This is a genomic window from Micromonospora sp. CNZ280, from assembly GCF_011759515.1.
This window is the reverse complement of sequence record NZ_JAAOYP010000005.1, coordinates 101,350-119,017: the sequence shown is the minus strand read 5'-3', so window position 1 is coordinate 119,017 and position 17,668 is coordinate 101,350. Positions and strand designations below refer to the sequence as shown.

General features: G+C 75.5%; 16 protein-coding genes and 1 pseudogene. 7 read left to right on the top strand and 10 right to left on the bottom strand.

Annotation, left to right across the window (positions count from 1 at the left end; all coding sequences use genetic code 11):
• Positions 1–183 precede the first annotated feature (183 nt).
• Genes FHX32_RS31165 through FHX32_RS31155 form a run of 3 tightly spaced genes read right to left on the bottom strand, consistent with a single transcriptional unit; the run spans position 184 to position 2,979 of the window.
• Positions 184–780 carry a GNAT family N-acetyltransferase gene (locus tag FHX32_RS31165; RefSeq protein ID WP_486481432.1) on the bottom strand — a complete coding sequence of 199 codons (597 nt, stop codon included), beginning with the start codon at positions 778–780 and terminating at the stop codon, positions 184–186.
• A complete protein-coding gene (locus tag FHX32_RS31160) occupies positions 777–2,318 on the bottom strand; it encodes an APC family permease (protein ID WP_167191302.1) in 1,542 nt (513 codons plus the stop codon). The genes FHX32_RS31165 and FHX32_RS31160 overlap by 4 nt, the downstream gene beginning before the upstream one ends.
• A gap of 34 nt (positions 2,319–2,352) precedes the next feature.
• Positions 2,353–2,979 carry a GOLPH3/VPS74 family protein gene (locus FHX32_RS31155; protein ID WP_167191300.1) on the bottom strand — a complete coding sequence of 209 codons (627 nt, stop codon included), beginning with the start codon at positions 2,977–2,979 and terminating at the stop codon, positions 2,353–2,355.
• Positions 2,980–3,120: 141 nt separating this feature from the next.
• On the opposite strand from FHX32_RS31155, the gene FHX32_RS31150 reads away from it, so the two are divergent.
• Genes FHX32_RS31150 through hrpB form a run of 3 tightly spaced genes read left to right on the top strand, consistent with a single transcriptional unit; the run spans position 3,121 to position 6,806 of the window.
• A complete protein-coding gene (locus tag FHX32_RS31150; protein WP_167191298.1) occupies positions 3,121–3,963 on the top strand; it encodes a Scr1 family TA system antitoxin-like transcriptional regulator in 843 nt (280 codons plus the stop codon).
• A gap of 43 nt (positions 3,964–4,006) precedes the next feature.
• Positions 4,007–4,207, top strand: a complete 201-nt coding sequence (locus tag FHX32_RS31145; RefSeq protein ID WP_167191296.1) for a DUF397 domain-containing protein — start codon at positions 4,007–4,009, stop codon at positions 4,205–4,207.
• 28 nt (positions 4,208–4,235) lie between these two features.
• Positions 4,236–6,806: an ATP-dependent helicase HrpB gene (gene hrpB, locus FHX32_RS31140; protein ID WP_167192174.1), complete on the top strand. Its 2,571-nt coding sequence runs from the start codon at positions 4,236–4,238 to the stop codon at positions 6,804–6,806.
• 31 nt (positions 6,807–6,837) lie between these two features.
• Here the strand turns inward: hrpB and FHX32_RS31135 are convergent, their stop codons facing one another.
• Positions 6,838–7,563, bottom strand: coding sequence for a protein phosphatase 2C domain-containing protein (locus FHX32_RS31135; protein ID WP_167191294.1), 726 nt, complete (start codon positions 7,561–7,563; stop codon positions 6,838–6,840).
• 220 nt (positions 7,564–7,783) lie between these two features.
• Between FHX32_RS31135 and FHX32_RS31130 the strand changes: the two genes are divergently transcribed.
• Positions 7,784–10,396 carry a glycoside hydrolase family 9 protein gene (locus FHX32_RS31130; RefSeq protein WP_167191292.1) on the top strand — a complete coding sequence of 871 codons (2,613 nt, stop codon included), beginning with the start codon at positions 7,784–7,786 and terminating at the stop codon, positions 10,394–10,396.
• Positions 10,397–10,567: 171 nt separating this feature from the next.
• Positions 10,568–11,101 (top strand): GNAT family N-acetyltransferase, encoded by a 534-nt coding sequence (locus FHX32_RS31125; protein ID WP_167191290.1) that lies wholly within the window; start codon positions 10,568–10,570, stop codon positions 11,099–11,101.
• Between the two features lie 12 nt (positions 11,102–11,113).
• On the opposite strand, the gene FHX32_RS31120 is transcribed toward FHX32_RS31125, so the two are convergent.
• The 5 genes and pseudogenes from FHX32_RS31120 to FHX32_RS31100 form a co-directional block, all read right to left on the bottom strand.
• Positions 11,114–11,371, bottom strand: a complete 258-nt coding sequence (locus tag FHX32_RS31120) for a UBP-type zinc finger domain-containing protein (protein ID WP_167191288.1) — start codon at positions 11,369–11,371, stop codon at positions 11,114–11,116.
• Complete coding sequence (locus FHX32_RS31115) at positions 11,371–12,942, bottom strand: Na+/H+ antiporter (RefSeq protein WP_167191286.1); 1,572 nt, start codon at positions 12,940–12,942, stop codon at positions 11,371–11,373. Before FHX32_RS31115 ends, FHX32_RS31120 begins: the two co-directional genes overlap by 1 nt.
• A 61-nt stretch (positions 12,943–13,003) precedes the next feature.
• A pseudogene (locus tag FHX32_RS31110) lies at positions 13,004–13,198 on the bottom strand (LLM class F420-dependent oxidoreductase); the annotation flags it as partial.
• Between the two features lie 109 nt (positions 13,199–13,307).
• Positions 13,308–14,720 carry an NADP-dependent succinic semialdehyde dehydrogenase gene (locus FHX32_RS31105; protein ID WP_167191284.1) on the bottom strand — a complete coding sequence of 471 codons (1,413 nt, stop codon included), beginning with the start codon at positions 14,718–14,720 and terminating at the stop codon, positions 13,308–13,310.
• A gap of 12 nt (positions 14,721–14,732) precedes the next feature.
• Entirely contained in the window at positions 14,733–14,996 is a 264-nt protein-coding gene (locus FHX32_RS31100) for a DUF6343 family protein (protein ID WP_167191282.1), read from the bottom strand.
• Between the two features lie 215 nt (positions 14,997–15,211).
• Between FHX32_RS31100 and FHX32_RS31095 the strand changes: the two genes are divergently transcribed.
• Together FHX32_RS31095 and FHX32_RS31090 are read left to right on the top strand one after the other, a co-directional pair.
• On the top strand, positions 15,212–15,820 hold the full coding sequence (locus tag FHX32_RS31095; protein WP_167191280.1) for an antibiotic biosynthesis monooxygenase family protein: 609 nt from the start codon (positions 15,212–15,214) through the stop codon (positions 15,818–15,820).
• A gap of 149 nt (positions 15,821–15,969) precedes the next feature.
• Positions 15,970–16,809 carry a GDSL-type esterase/lipase family protein gene (locus FHX32_RS31090; RefSeq protein ID WP_167191279.1) on the top strand — a complete coding sequence of 280 codons (840 nt, stop codon included), beginning with the start codon at positions 15,970–15,972 and terminating at the stop codon, positions 16,807–16,809.
• A 111-nt stretch (positions 16,810–16,920) separates the two neighbouring features.
• Here FHX32_RS31090 and FHX32_RS31085 read toward each other — a convergent pair whose 3' ends face one another.
• On the bottom strand, positions 16,921–17,664 hold the full coding sequence (locus FHX32_RS31085; protein WP_167191277.1) for an EcsC family protein: 744 nt from the start codon (positions 17,662–17,664) through the stop codon (positions 16,921–16,923).
• Between the last annotated feature and the right edge of the window lie 4 nt (positions 17,665–17,668).

Sequence of the window (17,668 nt, the reverse complement as noted above, 5' to 3'; positions counted from 1 at the left end):
GACGGTGGCCGGGTCGGCGGGCCCGGCCACCGTCGTGTCCGGCCACCGGGCCGCCGGATCACCCGACCCGACGGCCCGTGCGGTACATCCCGCCCGGCCGGGCAAGTGGGCCCGGCGACGCCGGGACCGGTAGCCCCGTTCGCCGGGCCCGGGGCCGACAGCACCCCCGTGAGCCGCTCCCGGTCAGCGGGGCTCGCGCCACATCGGCCAGAACGGTGTCCCGTCGGGCAGCCGGAACGGCTCCGCCACCCGGTAGCCGTGCCGGGCGTACAGGTCACGGCCGAGTTCGCTGCTCGCCTCCAGGTAGCCCGGCACGCCGTTGGCGTCCAGCCAGGCGTGGTGGTGCCGCAGCAACGCCGTGCCGAGCCCCTGCCCCTGCCGCGCCGGACGCACCGCGAGGAACGCCAGGTGGTGGTGGTCCGGATGCGGGTGGTTGGCGGCGAAGAGCTCGTCGAGGTGGGCGAAGCGCTCGGTCCACTCGCCGCAGGCCGCGGCGAGCCGGGCGTCGTAGTCCTCCGGTGGCGGCACCGGCTCGCCGACCGAGGGGAACCAGACCGCCACCGCGTCCCGGTCCTCGGTGCCGTACACCAGGCCGTGCCGCATCGCGTGGTCGACCAGGATCTCGAAGTTGCGCGCCAGCACGGCCTGGCGCCGGGCGGCGTCGGGCACCAGCCACCGGGTCGCGTCCAGCACCAGGAACGCCTCCGCGATCCGCCCGGCCACCAGCGCCGTCTCCGCCGGCGCCAGCCGCCGCACCGCCACCTCGGCCGCCCGGGTCACCGCCGCACCGCCGTTCCGGCGTCGGGCACGCCCGCCCCGCCCGCGCCGCCGGTGCCCGGCCCGGCCGCCACGGCCGCCGCCGCGCTCTCCGCGCCCAGCCCGATCCGGGCGTACGTCTCCGGCCGGCGCCGCCGCAGCAGCAGTGCCTGGAGGACGCCGAGCAGCGCGGCGGTCAGATAGCTGACCGGGACCGCCCAGCGCAGCGGCGACTCCGGGGACACCCCGAGCAGGTCGGCGAAGTTGTCCACCGCCAGCGCCACGACGACCAGCAGGGCCAGGGTGGCCAGCCCGGGTGCGACCGCCCGGCGCCAGAGCGTCTCCGCCGCGCCGGAGCGGGCGAAGAAGGCGATCACCGCCACCGAGGTGGTGGCGACCAGCAGCAGCACCCCGAAGCCGCCGCTGGTGCCGCACCAGTAGAACAACTGCACCACCGGGTCCCAGCCGTTGGCCGCGTACAGCACGATCACCACCAGGCCGAGCGCGCTCTGCGCCAGCGACGCCGCCCGGGGCGCCCCGGTGCGCGCCGAGGTCTGCCCGAACACCCGGGGCAGCACCCGCTCCCGGCCGAGCGCGAAGGCGTACCGGGCAGTGGTGTTGTGGAACGAGATCATCGCGGCCAGCACCGAGGTCAGGAAGAGCGCCTGACCGATGGTCACGGCGGTGTCGCCGAGGTGCGTGCCGGCCAGGTTGAAGATCAGCCCGACGCTCTGCTCGCCCGCCTCGGCGACGATCCGGTCCGGGCCCACCGCGACCGTCATGCTCCAGGCGGAGAGCGCGTAGAGCGCGGCGATGATGGCCACCGAGAGGTACGTGGCCACCGGCACCGTCCGGCGCGGGTCCCTGCTCTCCTCGCTGAACACCACCGCCGACTCGAAGCCGACGAAACCGAGGATGGCCAGCACCAGCACCGCGCCGACGCCGGGCACCGCCAGGTTGTCCGGGGAGAGGGCGGCGAGGCTGACCGAGCCGCCGGCCGGGTTGGTCAGCTGCCCGAGGTCGAAGACCAGGATCACCAGGATCTCGGCGACCAGCAGCGCGGCCAGCACCCGGCCGTTGACGTCGACCCGGAGCACGCCGAGCACACCGACCGCCGCCCACGCGGCCAGGGCCACCACCCACCAGTCCGGGTGCGCGCCGAAGAGCCGGTCCAGCACCGGCTCCGCCGCGGCGCCGATGGTGCCGTAGAGCCCCACCTGCAACGCGTTGTAGGCGAGCAGGGCCACCCAGGCCGCGCCCACGCCGGCCGGGCGGCCCAGCCCCCGGGAGACGTACGCGTAGAAGGCGCCGGCGTTGGCGACCCGGCGGGCCATCGCCACGTAGCCGACGGAGAAGAGCCCGAGCACCGCGGCGACCACCAGGAACGCCAACGGGATGCCGGTCACCCCGATGACCCCGTAGCCGGTGGTGACCACGCCGGCGACCACGGTCAGCGGGGCCGCGGCGGAGAGGACGAAGAAGATCACCGAGGGGATGCCGAGCCGGCCGCGGGCCAGTGCCGCGGAGACGTTGCTCGGACGTTCGATCGTTGCTGTCGGCATGGCGCTGCTCCGATTCGAGGGGAGGGGAAGGGGATCAGTGGACGCCGCGCAGCACCGCGGCGCCGACCGCCGCCTCGGTGTGCGCGACCAGTTCCTTCAGGGGCGCGGGGAGCGCGGGCACGAGCAGGTTGAGCCGGTGGTGGGCGCGGGGTCCGGCGCTCCAGAGCACCTCGCGGGTGAGACCGGCGGCGGAGATCAGGCCGAGCAGCAGCGCGTCCGGCACGTTCGGCGGTTCGGGGCGGTCCAGCAGGGCGCGCAGCCGGGTGGCCGGCCAGGCGGCCGCGTTCAGGTCGACCGGCTGGTAGCTGACCGTGGTACGCAGCAGCCGCCGGCTCTCCTGGCGGCGCAGCATCCCGGCCCGGGCCAGCCGCTCCCCCACCGCGCCCGCCGCGGTCTGCGCCAGGAAGCTCAACCACGTCCGCACCGCCCGGTGCTGGGGCTCCCCCACCAGCTGGTCGAGCACGGTGTGCGCCAACGCGTCCGCCGGTGGCCGCCGGTCGAGCACCGTCAGCTGCCCGGCCGCCACCGTGACGTGTCCATCCAGGACCAGCTCGCCCAGCAGGGCGCCGGCGAGACCGAGGCCGGTCGCCGTCGGGTTGAGCCGCGCCTTGCCGCGAGAGTCGTTGTGGGCGACCAGGAAGAACTCGTCGGCGGTGAGCAACGGCCCTCCCGGGGTGTCCGTCCACAGTGCTCGCGATCCGGGAAAGGATGCACCCGTCGCCACCGCAATGCAACTCCCGGATCCGGCCGTTGCACTCCGTGCTGGCGCGACCTGCGGATCTTGTCGTGACAGACTCGGAGGGTGACCGCGAGCCCCACCGTCCGCCGCCGCCGTATCGCCCGGGAACTGCGCCAGTTGCGCGAGCGCGCGGGCATGACCCTGGACGTCGCCGCCCGGCAGTTGGACATGTCCAAGAGCAACCTGTCCCGGATCGAGACCGCCCAGATCGGCATCAAGCCGCGCGACGTGCGGGCCGCGCTGGCGCTCTACCGGGTCACCGGCGCGGACGCCGAGGCGCTCATCGAGATCGCCCGCGGCGCTCAGCAGCGCGGCTGGTGGCAGAAGTACAGCGACGTGCTGCCGGACTGGTTCGAGTTCTACGTCGGACTGGAGGCGGAGGCGGCGACGCTGCGGACGTACGAGGCCGAGGCGGTGCCCGGGCTGCTGCAGACCGAGGCGTACGCCCGGGAGGTCTACCGGCTGACCGCCGGCGAGGAGGGCATCGAGCGCAAGGTCGCCGCCCGGATGCACCGGCAGAACGTGCTGCACCGGGAGAACCCGGTCGAGCTGTCGGTGGTGCTGAACGAGGCGGTGCTGTGCCGACCGGTCGGCGGGAACGCCGTGATGGCCGCCCAGATGGCCCACCTCGGCCGGATGGCTCAACTACCGAACGTAACCCTACAGGTACTTCCGTTCACCGCCGGCGGGCACCCCGCGATGAACTCGCCGTACGTCGTGCTGACCTTTCCGGACACTGCCGACGCCGCCGTGGTCTACCTGGAAAACCTCAGCACAGGGCTGGCTCTGGAGGAGGCCGCCCAGGTCCGCGGGTATAGCCTGGTGCACGAGGAGCTGTGCCGGATGGCACTGCCTCCGGCGGCGTCGTTGGCCCGCCTGGAGGAGGCTTCTCGTCACTTTGCGTGACCGCATCGGCTGCGGCACGCCGGCACAGACGAGGGGTACCGCGATGACCGCGCTCGACCTGACCCGGGCCCAGTGGCGCACCAGCACGCGCAGCGTGGGCAACGGCAACTGCGTCGAGGTCGCCGCCGCCGACGGTCGGGTCGCCGTGCGGGACAGCAAGGACCGGGGCGGGCCGGTGCTGGCCTTCGGGCGGGCGGCCTGGCACGCCTTCCTCGCCGGCCTGCCCGGGGTACGCGCCGACTGACGCCCGCGGCGCGGTGCGAGACTGGGCCGTGCTCCGCGACGTCTCCCTCGACCTGCCGGTCCGGCCGGCGCTGCCGGATCTGGTCGCGGCGCTGCGGGCGACCGGGGCCGGGGTGCTGGTGGCGCCGCCGGGCACCGGCAAGACCACGCTCGCCCCGCTGGCCGTGGCCGACGAGGTGCCTGGCCGGGTGCTGATCGCCCAGCCGCGCCGGGTGGCCGCGCGGGCGGCGGCGCACCGGATGGCCGCGCTGCTCGGCGAGCGGGTCGGCGACCGGATCGGGTACGCGGTCCGCGGTGAGCGCCGGGTCGGCCCGCGCACCCGGGTCGAGGTGGTGACGACCGGGCTGCTGGTACGCCGGCTGCACCACGACCCGGAGCTGGCCGGCACCGGCGCGGTGCTGCTCGACGAGTGCCACGAACGCCACCTCGACGCCGATCTGGCGCTCGCCTTCACGGTCGAGGCCCGCGCCGCGCTCCGCCCGGACCTGTGGCTGCTGGCGATGTCCGCCACCCCGGAGGCGGACCGGTTCGCCGTGCTGCTCGGCGGCGAGGCCGGCCCGGCGCCGGTGGTCCGGGCCCCGGCGGCCCTGCACCCGGTGACCCGGATCTGGGCCCCGCCGCCCCGGCCGGTGGCCGCGCCCGGCGCCGGACCGGTCGACCGGGCACTGCTCGACCACGTCGCGGCCACCGTCCGGCGGGCGCTGCGCGAACGCGACGGGGACCTGCTGGTCTTCCTGCCCGGCGCGGGCGAGATCGCCGCCGTCACCGCCCGGCTGGCCGACCTGCGCGACGAGGTGGCCGTCCTGGCGCTGCACGGTCGGCAGCGCGGCGCCGAGCAGGACGCCGCGCTGCGCCCGGCCGACCGGCGGCGGGTGGTGCTGGCGACCGCGGTGGCGGAGAGCAGCCTGACCGTGCCCGGGGTGCGCGTGGTGGTGGACGCCGGGCTGGCCCGGGTGGCCCGCACGGACCTGGCCCGCGGGCTCGGCGCGCTGGTCACCGTGCCGGTGTCTCGGGCGGCGGCCACCCAGCGGGCCGGCCGGGCCGGCCGGGAGGCGCCCGGGTACGTCTACCGCTGCTGGTCGGTGGCCAGCCACGAACGGCTGGCCGCCCAGCCGGCCCCGGAGATCGCCACCGCCGACCTGACCGGGTTCGCGCTGCAGCTGGCGGCCTGGGGGCGACCGGACGGCGCCGGGCTCGCCCTGCCCGACCCGCCGCCGGCGGCGGCGCTCGCGGTGGCCCGGGACACCCTGGCCGCCCTCGGCGCGGTCGACCGGGACGGCCGGATCACCGACCGGGGCAGGGCGATCGCCGCGGTCGGCACCCATCCCCGGCTGGCCCGGGCGCTGCTGGACGGCGCCGACCGGGTCGGCCCGGACCGGGCGGCCGAGGTGGTCGCGCTGCTCGCCGAGGACACCGTCGCCGGGCCGGGCGACGACCTGGCCGCCGCCTGGCGCCGGCTGCGCGCGAGCGCCGATCCCGGTGCCACCGCCCGCTGGCGGGCCGAGGTACGCCGACTGCGCGCCGTCCTGCCCACCGAGGCGGAGCCGGCCACCGGGCCGGGCCGCCCGGCGGGCCGCCGACGCACACCGGCCGCTGCCCCGGCGGACCGGGACCGGCTGCCGGACGAACTGGCCGCCGGGCTGCTGGTCGGGCTGGCCCACCCGGAACGGCTGGCCCGGGCACGGCGGCCGGGCGGCTCGGCGTACCTGATGACCGGCGGCACCGCGGCGGAGCTGGCGCCCGGGTCGGGGCTGGCCGGGTCCGGCTGGCTGGCAGTCGCCGTCGCGGACCGCTCCCCCGGTGCCCCGACCGCCCGGGTGCGGCTGGCCACCCCGCTGGACGAGGCCACCGCCCGGGAGGCGGCCGGCCCGCTGCTGCACACCGAACGGGAGGTCGCCTGGTCCGGGACCGACGTGGTGGCCCGCGAGGTGGTCCGGCTCGGCGCGGTCGAGCTGGTCGAGCGGCCGCTGACCCGGCCCGACCCGGAGGCGGTCACGGCGGCCCTGCTCACCGGGCTGCGCCGCACCAACCTCGGCCTGCTGGACTGGACGCCGGCGGCACGGGCGCTGCGCGAGCGGCTGGCGTTCCTGCGTCGGGCGCTCGGCGCGGACTGGCCGGAGGTCACCGACGAGGCGCTGCTGGCCGCCGTGCCCGACTGGCTCGGGCCGGAACTGGCCGCCGCGCGGCGGCGGGCCGACCTCGCCCGGGTGGACGTCGCGACGGCGCTGCGCCGGCTGCTGCCGTGGGCACAGGCGGCCCGGCTGGACGAGCTGGCCCCGGAACGGATCACCGTACCGAGCGGCTCGCGGATCCGGGTCGACTACGCCGACCCGGCCGCCCCGGTGCTGGCGGTCAAGCTCCAGGAGACGTTCGGCTGGCCGGACGCGCCGCGGGTGGCCGGCGGCCGGGTGCCGGTGCTGCTACACCTGCTCTCGCCGGCCGGGCGGCCGGTGGCGGTCACCGCCGACCTGGCGTCCTTCTGGCGGTCGGGGTACCCCCAGGTGCGCGCGGAGCTGCGCGGCCGCTACCCGCGCCACCCCTGGCCGGAGGACCCGACCACGGCCGAGCCCACCCGGCGCACCACCCCGCGCCGCCGCTGAGCGCTGGCTCGGCTGGCTGGTCCGCTCGCGCTCACTCCTCCACGACGTCGGCGATGACCACGGTGACGTTGTCCGGGCCGCCGGCGCGCAGCGCCAGATCGATCAGCTTCCGGGCGCACTCGTCCCGGCCCGGCTGCTCGGCGAGCACCTCGGCGATGGTGTCCGGCCGGACCACGTTGGAGAGCCCGTCGCTGCACAGCAGCCACCGGTCGCCGGCCCAGGGCACCATCGTGGCGTACGTCGGGGAGACCTCGTCGCCCTGCAACGCCTGGGTGACCACGGCCCGGCGGGGGTGGCTGCTGGCCTGGTCGGGGGTGATCAGGCCCTGGTCGACGAGCATCTGCACGTAGGTGTCGTCCCGGGTGATCTGCTTGAGCACCCCTTCCCGGAACAGGTAGGCCCGGGAGTCGCCGATGTGGGCCAGCGCCAGGCAGCTGCCCGTCCGGGCGAAGAGCAGGGCGGTCAGCGTGGTGCCCATGCCCTGTCGCTCCGGGTCCTCGCTGACCGCCTGGCGGATCCGCGCGGTGGCCAGCTCGATGCCGCTCTGCAACGCGGCCACCAGGGCGTCCTCCGGCGTCTCCACGTCCAGCGGAGCGACCGCGGCGATGGCGATCGCGCTGGCCAGGTCGCCGGCCGCCATCCCGCCCATGCCGTCGGCGACGGCGACCAGCCAGGGCCCGGCGTGCAGGGCGTCCTGGTTCCCGCTGCGGATCAGCCCACGGTCGCTCGTTCCGACGGAACGCAGCTTCAGGGTCATGGGAGGCAGCCTGCCAGGCGAAGGGCGCAGTTGTCTCTAGGAGATCAGGACGACCGGGCGTGGCGCGGTGAATCTCACTGCCGGCGGGGGCCGCTTCGCCATCCAGGCGGATCGATTGACACGAAGGCCGACGGCTGGAACCATCGAGCCCGACCACTGGGAGCGCTCCCAGGTCACGCCACCGCCGCACGTCCGCCCCCGCCGTCCGGAAGGACATCCCGTGACGCCATCCCGACGCCGCCTCGCGTTGCTCGCCGCGGCCAGCACCCTGGCGCTGGCCGGCGGCACCGCCGCCCCGGCCCAGGCCGACCCCCCGCCCGACGCCCCCGAGCAGATCGACAACGGCGACTTCAGCGCCGGTGTCTCCCCCTGGTTCTCCTACGGCACCGGCCCGCTCGCGGTGACCGACGGCCGGCTCTGCGCCACCGTCGCCGGCGGGCTGGCCAACCCGTGGGACGCCGGCATCGGCCAGGACGGGGTGCCGCTGCTCGCCGGCGCCGAGTACACCCTCGGCTTCGACGTCTCCGCCACCCCCGGCACCCCGGTCACCGCCGTGCTGCAACTGGGCAGCGCCCCCTACACCACCTACGCCAGCCTGACCGCCACCGCCACCGGCACCGGCCAGCGGTTCGAGAAGACCTTCACCGCGCCGGCCGACAACCCGACCGCCCAGCTCATCTTCCAGGTCGGCGGCAGCGCCGAGGAGCAGACCGTCTGTCTGGACGACGTGTCGCTGCGCGGCGGCGAGCCGCCCGAGCCGTACGAGCCGGACACCGGCCCACGGGTCCGGGTCAACCAGGTCGGCTACCTGCCCGGCGGGCCGAAGCACGCCACCGTGGTGACCGAGGCCACCGAACCGCTGCCGTGGGAGCTGCGCTCCGCCGCCGGCGCCGTGCTGGCCACCGGCAGCAGCACCCCGCGCGGGGTGGACGCCGCCTCCGGGCAGCACGTGCAGACGGTGGACTTCTCCGCGTACCGCACGCCGGGGGCCGGGCTGACGCTGACCGTCGACGGCGAAACCAGCCACCCGTTCGACATCTCCGGCACCCTCTACGACGGGCTGCGCGCCGACTCGCTCCAGTTCTTCTACGCCCAGCGCAGCGGCATCGCCATCGACGGCGACCTGATCGGCCCGGCGTACGCCCGCCCGGCCGGGCATCTGGGCGTGGCGCCCAACCAGGGCGACACCGACGTGCCCTGCCAGCCGGGCGTCTGCGACCACCGGCTGGACGTGCGCGGCGGCTGGTACGACGCCGGCGACCACGGCAAGTACGTGGTCAACGGCGGCATCGCCACCTACCAGCTGCTGAACACCTTCGAGCGGACCAAGACCGCCCGCACCGCGGCCGGCGGCGCCGGGCTCGCCGACGGCACCCTGCGGGTGCCCGAGCGCGGCAACGGCGTGCCGGACATCCTCGACGAGGCCCGCTGGGAACTGGAGTTCCTGCTGCGCATGCAGGTGCCGGCCGGCGAGCCGCTGGCCGGGATGGCCCACCACAAGGTGCACGACCGGAACTGGACCGGGCTGCCGCTGCTGCCGCACGACGACCCGCAGCCCCGCGAGCTGCACCCGCCGTCCACCGCGGCCACCCTCAACCTGGCCGCCACCGCCGCCCAGTGCGCCCGGCTCTACGCCCCGTACGACGCGGCCTTCGCCGGCCGGTGCGCCACCGCGGCGCGGACCGCGTACGCCGCCGCCGAGGCCAACCCGACCCGGTACGCCGACCCGCAGGACGGCAACGGGGGTGGCGCCTACAGCGACGGCGACGTCAGCGACGAGTTCTACTGGGCCGCGGTGGAGCTGTACCTGACCACGGGCGAGCAGCCGTACCTGGCCGACCTGACCGCGTCCCCGCACCACACCGGCGAGGTGTTCGGCGCCCAGGGCTTCGGCTGGGCGAGCACCGCCGCGCTCGGCCGGCTCGACCTGGCCACTGTGCCGAACGGGCTGCCCGCCGCCGACCTGACCCGGGTACGCGCCTCGGTGACCGCCGCCGCGGACTCCTACCTGGCCACCCTGAACGGCCAGGCCTACGGGCTGCCCATGCCGGACGACCGGGGCAGCTACTTCTGGGGCGCGAACAGCAACATCATCAACAACGCGGTGGTGCTGGCCACCGCGTACGACCTGACCGGGGACGCGCGGTACCGCGACGGCGCGGTGCAGACGATGGACTACCTCCTCGGCCGCAACGCGCTGAACATCTCGTACGTGACCGGCTGGGGCGACCGGGCGGCCCGCAACCAGCACAGCCGGATCTTCGCCAACCAGCTGGACCCGGCGCTGCCCAACCCGCCGGCCGGCTCCATCGCCGGTGGCGCGAACGCCAACCTGGAGGACCCGTTCGCCGCGCAACTGCTCGCCGGCTGCGCGCCGATGTTCTGCTACGTCGACGACATCAACTCGTACGCGACCAACGAGGTGGCGATCAACTGGAACTCGGCGCTCGCCTGGATCGCCTCGTTCCTGGCCGACCAGGGCGACGCGGGGGCGGTGCCGGCCGCCACCTGCACGGCGACGTACACCAACTACGGCACCTGGCACGGCGGCACCGGCTTCACCGCCCAGGTGACCATCCGCAACACCGGCCCGACGCCGGTGCAGGGCTGGACCGCCCGGTTCGCGTTCACCGGTGACCAGAAGGTGCGCGAGGCGTGGCTGGCCAGGGTGACCCAGTCCGGTGCCACGGTGACCGCCCGGAACGAGCCGTACAACGCCCGGATCAACCCGGGCGGCACGGTGACGTTCGGGTTCAACGCGGTGACCGGCGGCGGCGCCAACCCGGCGCCCGGCCTGATCACCGTCAACGGCACCCCCTGCACGACCGGCTGACCCCGCACCCCACCTCCGCGCCCGCCCCCGCGCCCGCGCCCCACTTAAGATCCGCGCACGAACAGTGAAGGAGTGGCCTTCCGGCACGCCGAGGCCACTCCTTCACTGAACGTGCGGAAAGGAGGCCGCGGGGTGGGGATCGACGGAGGTGGGTGTAGGAGCATGGCGGGCGTGAGCGGGCGGCAGAGCGTGACGGTGCGGCGGGGTGGGGCGGGGGACGCGGGAGCGGTGCTGCGGCTGCTCGACGACGCGACCGCGTGGCTGGTGGCCCGGGGCCGCACCGGCCAGTGGGGCACCGAGCCGGCCTCGACCGACCCCCGGCGCATCGCCCAGGCCGACGCCTGGGCCACCGGTGGCGGGCTGTGGCTGGCCGTCCTCGACGAACGGCCGGTCGGCGCGCTGGTGGTGGGCGCGGCCACCGAGTACGTGCCGCCGGCCACCGAACCCGAGCTGTACGTCAACCTGCTGGTGACCGACCGGACGCACGCCGGGTCGGGCATCGGCGGCCGGCTGCTGGCGCACGCCGCCGACCTGGCCCGGGAACGCGGCGTGGGCCTGCTCCGGGTGGACTGCTACGCGGGCGACGACCGTGCGCTGGTCGGCTGGTACACCCGGCAGGGCTTCACCCCCACCGACCCGTTCACCGTCGAACGCCCGGGCCGTCCGCCGTGGCCCGGGCAGGTCCTCGCCCGCCGGCTCGACTGACTGCGGCGACGCTCAGCCGATCTCCTCGTCCACGAAGCACCAGCGCCAGGACTCCCCGGGCTGCACCGAGCGCATCACCGGATGCCCGCTCTGCTCGAAGTGCTTCGTCGCGTGCTGGTACGGCGAGGAGTCGCAGCAGCCGACGTGCCCGCAGGTCAGGCAGGCGCGCAGGTGCACCCAGTCCGGGTTGCCGATGGCGACGCAGTCCGGGCAGACCTCGGTGGTGGACGGCTCGGCGATGCCCGCCTCGGTCAGGTGCGCGCAGCTCATCAGTCGACCTCCCGGCGCAGCAACGACTCCTCCAGGTCCAGGTCTCGATAGGCCCGCACCAGCACCTCCTCGGGGATCCGGCCGGCGTCCCGGGCAGCCCGGAACACCTCCCGCTCGGCGTCGATCATCTCCTGCCGCAGCCGACCGTACGCCTGCGAGGGCGTCTCCCGCGCGGTACCGCCCAACTGTTCCCAGGCCATGTTGGTGCGCTCGTCGAGCAGCCGGCGCAACCGCTCCACCACCGCGGTGGGCGCGGTGTCGGCGAGCGCGTCGAGGCGTTCCCGGGCGGCCCGGCTGGCCTGCTGCTGCGCCCCGGCGGCGGAGAGCGCGTCGTGCACCGGGTCGTCCGGCGGCAGTTTCAGCCGGCGGGCCACCGCCGGCAGGGTGGCGCCCTGGCCGACCAGGGTCGCCACGATCACCGCGAACGCCAGCCAGATGAACAGCGCCCGCGGGTAGGGCTGGTCGTCGGCCACGGTGAGCGGCAGGGCGAGCGCGCCGGCCAGGGTGACCACGCCGCGCATCCCGGCCCAGCCGATCACCAGCGGGTAGCGCACCTCCTTCGCGGCGCCGCGCTGCCGTACCCGGGGCACGAGCCGGGTCAGGTAGGTGGCCGGGAAGAGCCAGGCGAACCGGGCCAGGAAGGTGGTGGCCAGCACCGCCACGGTGATCACGGCCAGTGAGCCGACCGGCTCGTCCAGGTCGCGCAGCACCTCCGGCAGCTGCAGCCCGACCAGCAGGAAGACCAGCCCCTCCAGCAGGAACCGGACCAGCCGCCAGACCGCGCCGAGCTGGAGCCGGGACGCCGCCGACATCAGCCGGGGCAGTTGGTGGCCGAGCGCCAGCCCGGTCACCACCACGGCCATCACGCCGGAGGCGTGGATCGCCTCGGCGGCGAAGACCACCGCGAACGGGATGATCAGCGACAGCGCGTTGTCCAGCAGCGGGTCGCTGATCCGCTTGTGCAGGAAGCCGAAGAGCAGCGCGCCGAGCGCGCCGATCAGCACTCCGCCGACGGCGGACCGGAGCACCTCCAGCCCCACCTCGCCGACCCCGACCGCCGACCCGACGGCGGCCAGCGAGGCCACCCGCAGCAGCACCAGCGCGGTGGCGTCGTTGAGCAGGCTCTCCCCCTCCAGGAGGGTCACCACCCGGCGGGGCAGTCCGATCCGCCGAGCCACCGCGGTGGCGGCGACCGCGTCCGGCGGGGCGATCACCGCGCCCAGGGCCAGGCAGACGGCGAACGGCGCCGCCGGCACCAGCAGGTGTACGACGAGGCCGACCGCGAACGCCGTGAAGATCACCAGCCCGACGGCGAGCAGCAGGATGGGCCGCAGAGCGACCCGGAACGCCGGCACCGAGGTTTCCAGGGCCGCGACGTAGAGCAGCGGCGGCAGGATGCCGACCAGCACCAGTTCCGGCTCCAGCCGCACGTGCGGCAGACCCGGCACGTAGGAGAGCGCGAGGCCGACCACCACCAGCACGATCGGCGCGAGCAGGCCCAGCTTGCGGGCCAGCGCCGCGCCGAGCGTCGCGATCGCGAGGAAGACGACGACCTCGAACAGTGGCTCCATGAAGTACGAGCCTAGGCGGCCCCGCCCCGGCGGACGATCATCGGGCGCGCAGCTTCGGCGGCAGGGTGGTGGCCTGCAGCGCCGCGCCGAGCCAGGACCACGCGAAGCCGGACTGGCCCTGCCGGGCGCTCCATGGCGAGAAGTGGTCCGAGCACATGCCGGCGTCGAAGCCGACCCGCTCCGCGTGGATCACCGCGTCCAGCAGGCCGCGGGGGTGGATCTGCTCGTGGGACGCGTGGAAGCCGAACACCGTCATGGCGGCGTTCCGTACCCACTACGGCGTCCGGTTACGCCGCGAACCTGGTCGCCGTACCCGGCGGGGCGAACCCCGGTCGCCCCTGATCGGCGTGGCGAACCCGGTCGTCCTACTCGGCGTGCGCGCCGGCGCCGGCCGAGGCCGCTCCCTCGCCCACCCAGACCGTCTTGGTGTTGCAGAACTCGCGCATCCCCAGCGCGGACAACTCCCGGCCGTAGCCGGAGTTCTTCACCCCGCCGAAGGGCAGCTCGGGGAAGGAGGTGGTCATCCCGTTGACGAAGACGTTGCCGGCGTCCAGGTCGGTGGCGAACCGCTCCTGCTCGTCCGGGTCCCGGGTCCAGGCGTTCGAGCCGAGCCCGAAGTTGGTCCCGTTGGCCACCTCGATCGCCTCGTCGTACGAGGACACCCGGTAGAGCCCGGCGACCGGCCCGAACACCTCCTCGCCCCACATCCGCATCTCCGGGGTGAGGTCGGTGACCACGGTCGGCGGGTAGTACCAGCCCGGCCCGGCCGGTGGCTCGCCGCCGCAGAGCACCGTCGCGCCCCGGTCGACGGCGTCGCGTACCTGGGCGTGGATCTCGTTCCGGCCACCCTCGCTGGCCAGCGGTCCGACGTCGGTGTCGTCGTCCATCGGGTCACCGACCCGCAATGCGGACATGTTCGCGGCGAACCGCTCGGCGAACGCGTCGAAGACGTCGGTGTGCACGATGAAGCGTTTCGCGGCGATGCAGGACTGCCCGTTGTTCTGGCAGCGGGCGGTGGTGGCCACCTCGGCGGCCCGGTCCAGGTCGGCCGAGGGCATCACCACGAACGGGTCGCTGCCGCCGAGCTCCAGCACGGTCTTCTTCAGCTCCCGGCCGGCGATCTGGGCGATGGAGCGGCCGGCGCGTTCGCTGCCGGTGAGCGTCGCGGCCCGGACCCGCGGGTCGCTGAGGATCCGGTCGACGGCGTCCGAGCCGACCAGCAGGGTGGTGAACGCGCCCTCGGGGAAACCGGCGCGGCGGAACAGGTCCTCCAGCAGCAGCGCGGTCTGCGGCACGTTCGAGGCGTGCTTGAGCAGGCCGGTGTTGCCGGCCATCAGCGCCGGGGCGGCGAACCGCATCACCTGCCAGAGCGGGAAGTTCCACGGCATCACCGCCAGCACCGGCCCGATCGGCTGGTAGCGGACGAACGCCCGGGTCGCCTTGACCGCCGGCGCGTCGGCCGGCTCGTCGGCCAGGAAGGCGGCGGCGTTGGCGGCGTAGAACCGGCAGGCGGTGGCGCACTTGGTCACCTCGGCCTTCGCCGCCGCGTACGTCTTGCCCATCTCGGTGGTCATCAGCCGGGCGGTGGCGTCGCGCTCCGCCTCCAACAGGTCGGCCGCCGCGGTCAGCCACCGTCCCCGCTGGTCGATCGTGGTGCCGCGCAACTGCCGGTAGGCCAGGTCGGTCCGCTCGATGGCGGCGTCGATCTCCTCGGCCGGCATGGCGTCGTACGTCTTGAGCACCTGTCCGGTGGCCGGGTTGGTGGTGGCGATGGGCATCTCGTACTCCTGTCACTCGAAGAGTGAGTGCCGCACGCCCGGCTCCTCCCGGCGGCGGGCGGCGCGGCGACGCTGGATGATGACCAGGTCCACGACGGCGATCACCGCGAAGACCACGCAGAGGACACCCAGCCAGACCAGGTCGGCCCGGAACGCCAGCACGGCGAAGACGGCCATGGTCACCAGGCCGAAGCCGGCGAGCACGAGCCGGAGGTTCAACGCACTGTAGGCGTGACCGACCGTGCCACGGGCGCGTCGGGGCTGCGCTCTCGTCATTCCCTCGACCTACCCCGGCAGCGGCGCGGCTAACCGGCGTTCCGACCGGCCCGGTGGCGTCGACGGGCCGATGCGGACCCGCGCGGTGTTCCGGCCACCGGAGCGGGTAACCAGCGGCGGTGCCGCCGCCGGTCCCGTGCGAGGGAGCGGTGGGGTGCGTTACAGCGGTGTGCCGCGACCGGGGCAGCGCCGACCGGGCCGGGGAGGATGGGGGCATGACCACGACCCACGCGGCGCCGGTGACGGTCGCCATGACCCGGCGCGTCGACCCCGCCCGCGGCAGCGAGATGGTGGCGTGGATGCGGGCCGGCACCGCGCTGGCCGAGGTGTTCCCGGGTTTCCTCGGCGCCGGTTGGGTGCAGACCGCGCCCGGGTCCCCGGAGTGGCACATGCTGTACCGCTTCGCCGACGCCGAGACGCTGCGCCGGTGGGAGGAGTCTCCGCAGCGACGGTGGTGGCTGACCTCGGCGCAGGGCATCGTCGAGCACACCCGGGCCGAGCGGCGCACCGGGATCGAGGGCTGGTTCGACCCCCCGCGGGAGCGCCGCGTCGAGGAACTGGCCGCCGCCGTCGAGGCGCCCGTGCCGCCGTCGCCGCCGCGCTGGAAGCAGGCGGTGACCATCTGGCTGGCGTTCTTCCCGCTCAGCCTCGGCGCCACGCTGCTCACCGGCCGGATCATCGCCGACGTGCCGGTGGCCGCGCGGGTGCTGCTGATGACGCTCTGCCTGACCCCGTTGATGACCTACCTGGTGCTGCCCCGGATCACCCGGGCGCTGCACTGGTGGCTGCACGGTCAGCCGATGCCCTGGCGCACCCGCCGCTGACCGCGGCGGGAGGACGGCGGCGGCTTTACCACGGACGGCCCGGGGCGCGGCAGCCGTCTGCCGCATAGCCGACACGAGCCCACCTTTCCCCGGCAACGCACGCATAGGGTTACCACGCTGTCGCTCTCCGCTGCCGGACTGGGGAAGCCATGTCTCGACGCTGGGTCGCCGCCGTCGCCTGCCTGCTGGCACTGGTCGCGCTCGCCTGCGAGGGTGGCCGGGCCGAGCCCGGGCCGACCGGAGCCCCGTCGGGGGCCGGCGGCATCGCCGCGCTCGGCGACTCGATCAGCACCGGCTTCGGCTCCTGCCTGGTGCTCACCTCGTGCCAGCGCAACTCCTGGTCGACCGGGGACGGGCTGCGGGTGCGCAGCCACTACCGGCGGCTGCTCGACCGCGACCCGGGCATTCGGGGCCGGGCCTTCAACCATGCCCGGCCGGGGGCCCGCGCGGCGGCGCTGGCCGGCCAGGCCGAGGCGGCGGTACGCGACCGCCCGGACCGGATCACCGTGCTGATCGGGGCGAACGACGTCTGCCGGGGCGGGGTCGAGGCGATGACCCCGGTTGCCGAGTTCCGGGCGGCGGTCGACCGGGGGCTGCGGGTGCTGCGCACCGGCCGGCCGAAGGCGCGGGTGCTGGTGGTGAGCGTGCCGGACCTGTACCGGCTCTGGCAGGTCGGGCACACCGACGCGCGGGCGGTCCGGGCCTGGGACCGGGGCGTCTGCCCGGCGCTGCTGGCCGCCCCCGCCTCGCAGGCCCCGGCCGACCGGGCCCGCCGGGCCGCCGTCCGGGAGCGGATCGTCGCCTACAACGCCCAACTCGCCGCGGCCTGCCGGGCGTACGGGTCGCGCTGCCGTTACGACGGCGGCGCGGTGCATCGGGTGCGGTTCGGCCTGGACCTGGTCAACCCGCTGGACTGGTTCCACCCGAACGCGGCCGGGCAGGGCCGACTCGCCGAGGTCGGCTGGCGCGCCTGGGGTCGCACCGACTGACCGCCGCGACGGGCACCGCCCCACCCGTCCGGCCGCCGCAGGATGCGCTCATCGGCGGGCCCCGGCGATGCCGTGGCCGGCGCCGGCCGCGGCATCGCCGGGGCGGCCGGGTCAGGGCCGGCGGGGTTCCGGGACGCCGGTGCCGTGCTGGCGGTAGAGGGCCCGGGACCGCTCGGCGAGGTCCTTGGTGGCCGACGAGTTGGCCCAGGTGCCGAGGATGATCGCCGCGCCGGGCACCACCTTGGCGAAGACCCGCTTCGCCGCACGCACCCCGGCCATCTGGGCCAGCCGCACGCCCAGCCGCAGCATCACCTTGCCGAGCGCCTGCTGACCGCCGGAGCCGAAGAGGGCGCCGGCCCGCTCCCGGCCGGCGGCCACGCCCAGGGCCAGCCGGGCGCTCTCGGCGACCTTGTGCACCCGTTGCAGGACGAGCAGGTCGGTGGCGCGGTCGGGATGCACCGGGTCGACCCCGTACGCGGCGGCGATGTGCAACACCATCCGGGCCTGGGTCCAGGCCAGCACCCCGACGTCGATCACCGCGCCGGGCAGGCCGGCCGCCCCGCTCACCGCGCCGGAGAGCCGGGCCCGGTTGACGAACCGGCGGACCGCCTGGTCGGCGAGCGCCTCGGCGGGCACCCCGGGCTGCTCGTGCCGGACCCGGGCGGCCCACTGCGCGGCCTCCGGGCCGAGCCGGCGGACGGCCTCCAGGGCCAGGTGCTCCGGGGCGTACTGCGGGTCCTCCCGCATCCGGTCCCAGAGCTTCGCCGGCGGCCCCTCCGGGGCGTCCTGCGGTGGCGCGGGCACCGCCGCGGGCGGGGTGACGGGCTGGCCGTCGGCGGGCGCGGAGTCGGTCACGTCA